Source organism: Mucilaginibacter sp. (genome assembly GCF_036383575.1).
Lineage (GTDB): Bacteria > Bacteroidota > Bacteroidia > Sphingobacteriales > Sphingobacteriaceae > Mucilaginibacter.
Genome location: NZ_DASVOB010000172.1, coordinates 1 through 2936 on the forward strand (window position 1 = coordinate 1; position 2936 = coordinate 2936).

Annotated in this window: 4 protein-coding genes; all 4 read left to right on the forward strand. The window is 41.0% G+C overall.

What is annotated here, in order from left to right:
• The first annotated feature begins 119 nt into the window (after positions 1 to 119).
• Complete coding sequence (locus VF500_RS06330) at positions 120 to 1205, forward strand: Glu/Leu/Phe/Val family dehydrogenase (RefSeq protein WP_121231301.1); 1086 nt, start codon at positions 120 to 122, stop codon at positions 1203 to 1205.
• 57 nt (positions 1206 to 1262) lie between these two features.
• Positions 1263 to 2210: a transcription antitermination factor NusB gene (nusB, locus tag VF500_RS06335; RefSeq protein WP_330858856.1), complete on the forward strand. Its 948-nt coding sequence runs from the start codon at positions 1263 to 1265 to the stop codon at positions 2208 to 2210.
• A gap of 9 nt (positions 2211 to 2219) precedes the next feature.
• Entirely contained in the window at positions 2220 to 2651 is a 432-nt protein-coding gene (locus VF500_RS06340; protein ID WP_330858857.1) for a DUF1573 domain-containing protein, read from the forward strand.
• Positions 2652 to 2667: 16 nt separating this feature from the next.
• On the forward strand, positions 2668 to 2936 hold a 269-nt coding region (yajC, locus tag VF500_RS06345), incomplete at its 3' end, for a preprotein translocase subunit YajC (protein WP_330858858.1).

Below are 2936 nucleotides of genomic sequence, written 5' to 3' on the forward strand. Positions count from 1 at the left end.
ACGGCAACCCATATTTTTTCAAAACAATAAGCAATTATAAATCAAGGCGCGTTTACCTTTGCCAGTATTAAAAAAAACCTCTACTTTTGTGCGCTTAAAGACATTTACTTATAGTACTAATGCCTGAACAACATCCACCGGAATCCATATTTAGCCAGCTTGACGCTTTCGGGCATAAGAAAGTTGTTTTTTGTACCGACCCAGATACCAATCTCAAAGCTATTATTGCTATTCACAATACAACGCTTGGCCCTGCATTTGGCGGCGTGCGTATGTGGGCGTACAAAACCGAAGGGGATGCGCTTAATGACGTGTTGCGTTTAGCAAAAAGCATGACCTATAAGGCAGCTATCGCTGGCCTTAATCTTGGCGGCGGCTATTCGGTAATCATAGGCGATTCGCGCCAGGACAAGAATGAAGCTTTGCTGCGCAAATTTGGCCGGTTCATCAAAAACCTTAATGGCGAATTTATTGCTGCCGAAGATGTGGGCACCAACCCGCGCGATATGGAGTACATTAAGATGGAAACCAACCATGTTACCGGCGCTCCTGAAAACATTGGCGGTAGCGGCGACCCATCGCCTATTACAGCTTTGGGTGTTTTGATGGGTATTAAGGCTTGTGTAAGGGAAATGTACGGTAGCGACAGCTTAACAGGTAAATCGGTTATTGTACAGGGAATTGGCCATGTGGGCGAAAACCTGGTACGCCTGTTAAGGGACGAAAACGTAAAAGTTTACGCCAGCGATATTAACGAAGAGCGTGTAAGCCAGATCTCTAAAAAATATGGCGCGCAGCCAGTATCAAACAATAATATTTTTGATATTGATGCCGATATTTATGCTCCGTGTGCTATGGGCGGTACTGTGAATACACAAACCATTGCCAAATTAAAATGCGGTATTATTGCCGGTTCGGCCAATAACCAGCTGCTTGATGAAAATGTGCACGGTAAAATGCTGCTTGATAAAGGTGTGCTTTTCGCCCCTGATTATGTGATCAATGCGGGAGGTATTATTACCGGTTATTCGGAGTTGATGAATTTTAATAAAAAGCGTACCTTACAGCTAACCGAAAACATTTACGATGCTACGCGTAATGTGTTAAAGCTTTCAAAGGCCGAGAACATTCCAACTATTAACGCGGCCAATAAAATAGCTGAAAAACGCATTGAAGACATCAGAAAAGTAAAATCATCGTATTAAAACAATTAATTTTTATATAAACCGTTTGCACTAAGCAAACCAAATCGTTCTTACAAAATGTTAAACAGAAGGCACCTCCGGGTAAAGGTATTACAGGCACTGTACGCGTATCATCAATCGGATACGAAAGACGTTAAGCTATTTGAAAAAAATATGCTGAGCAGCATAGACCAGGTTTACGAAATGTACATCTGGATGCTATCGCTAATTAATGAAGTAGTAAGTTTTGCTGCTAATGACGCACAGGAACGCGCAAACAAACACCTCCCCACCGCAGATGACTTAAATGCAAACCTTAAGATCCTCACTAACAGGTTTATCCTGAGCCTGAATGATAATAAGGAATACATTACAGCCTGGAAAAAGTACAAAGTTGACTGGACCTTTGAGCCAGAACTTGCCAAATCCCTTTTTATTATCCTTAAAAACGCACCAGAGTATGCTGAGTATCTTGCCAAAACAGGCGATACCCTGCAAACAGATAAGGATATCATTAAATTCATTTTCAAAAAAGTTATTCTTAAATCATCACTGGCCGAGCAGGTTTTTGAAGACAGGTTTATTTTCTGGCCTGTTGATAAAGACGTCCTACAAGCACTTATTGCCAAAACGTTCAAAAACTTTTCGAATGATGATTACAAGCTTAACCAGCTTGCCGAAATTACCGGTAACTGGGTTGAAGACCGTGAGTTTGTGGTAAACCTGTTTCAGCAAAGTATCAGGTATAATGACGCTTACCATGAGCTTATAGCTGCCAAAACCCAAAACTGGGAGCCGGAGCGTATTGCCATGATGGATACCCTGTTAATGAAAATGGCTATAACCGAGTTCATTAACTTTAATTCTATCCCGGTTAAGGTTACTATAAACGAGTACCTTGAAATATCAAAAGAGTTTAGTACGCCTAAGAGTAATTCATTTATAAACGGTATCTTGGACAAGATTTTAATAGAGCTTAAAGCCGAAAACAAGATCAAAAAGATAGGCCGTGGCTTAATAGAATAATATTAAAAAATGAAAAAACTATTTTTAAGCTTAGTAGCAGCGGGCATGTTATTTTCAGCCTGCAACAGCAGCACCGTCGGTAATTCATCAACAACTACCGCCGATAGCGCTGCAAGTGCAGCCAATGCACCGGTAGCCAAATTTGAAAAAGAAAGCCACGATTTTGGCAAGATCAAAGAAGGTGATAAGGTATCGTACGATTTTAAGTTCACCAACACCGGTAAATCACCCTTAATTATTACCAGTGCGCGTGCTACCTGTGGCTGTACTACCCCTACCTGGCCAAAAGCTCCGGTTAAACCAGGAGAGAGCGGCGTGATCAGTGTTACGTTTAACAGTGCCGGTAAAAGCGGTTTACAGGATAAACAAATAACCGTTACAGCAAACACTCAGCCTGCCGAAACTATGGTGCATTTAATTGGCGAGGTTTTAAAAAAATAACAATTAATTTAAACAAATGATAGCTACTATTTTATTACAAGCCTCAGCAGGCGGCTTGGGCAGCTACGGATCATTAGTGCCAATGGTACTGATCATCGTAGTATTTTATTTCTTCATGATCCGTCCGCAGGTTAAAAAACAAAAAGATCAAAAGAAATACGTTGAAGAACTGAAAAAAGGCGACAGGGTTATAACCACAGCCGGCATTCATGGCCGTATCATTGATTTAAACGATACAACCTTTTTGGTTGAGGTTGAAAACGGCAAGATCCGCTTTGACAAATC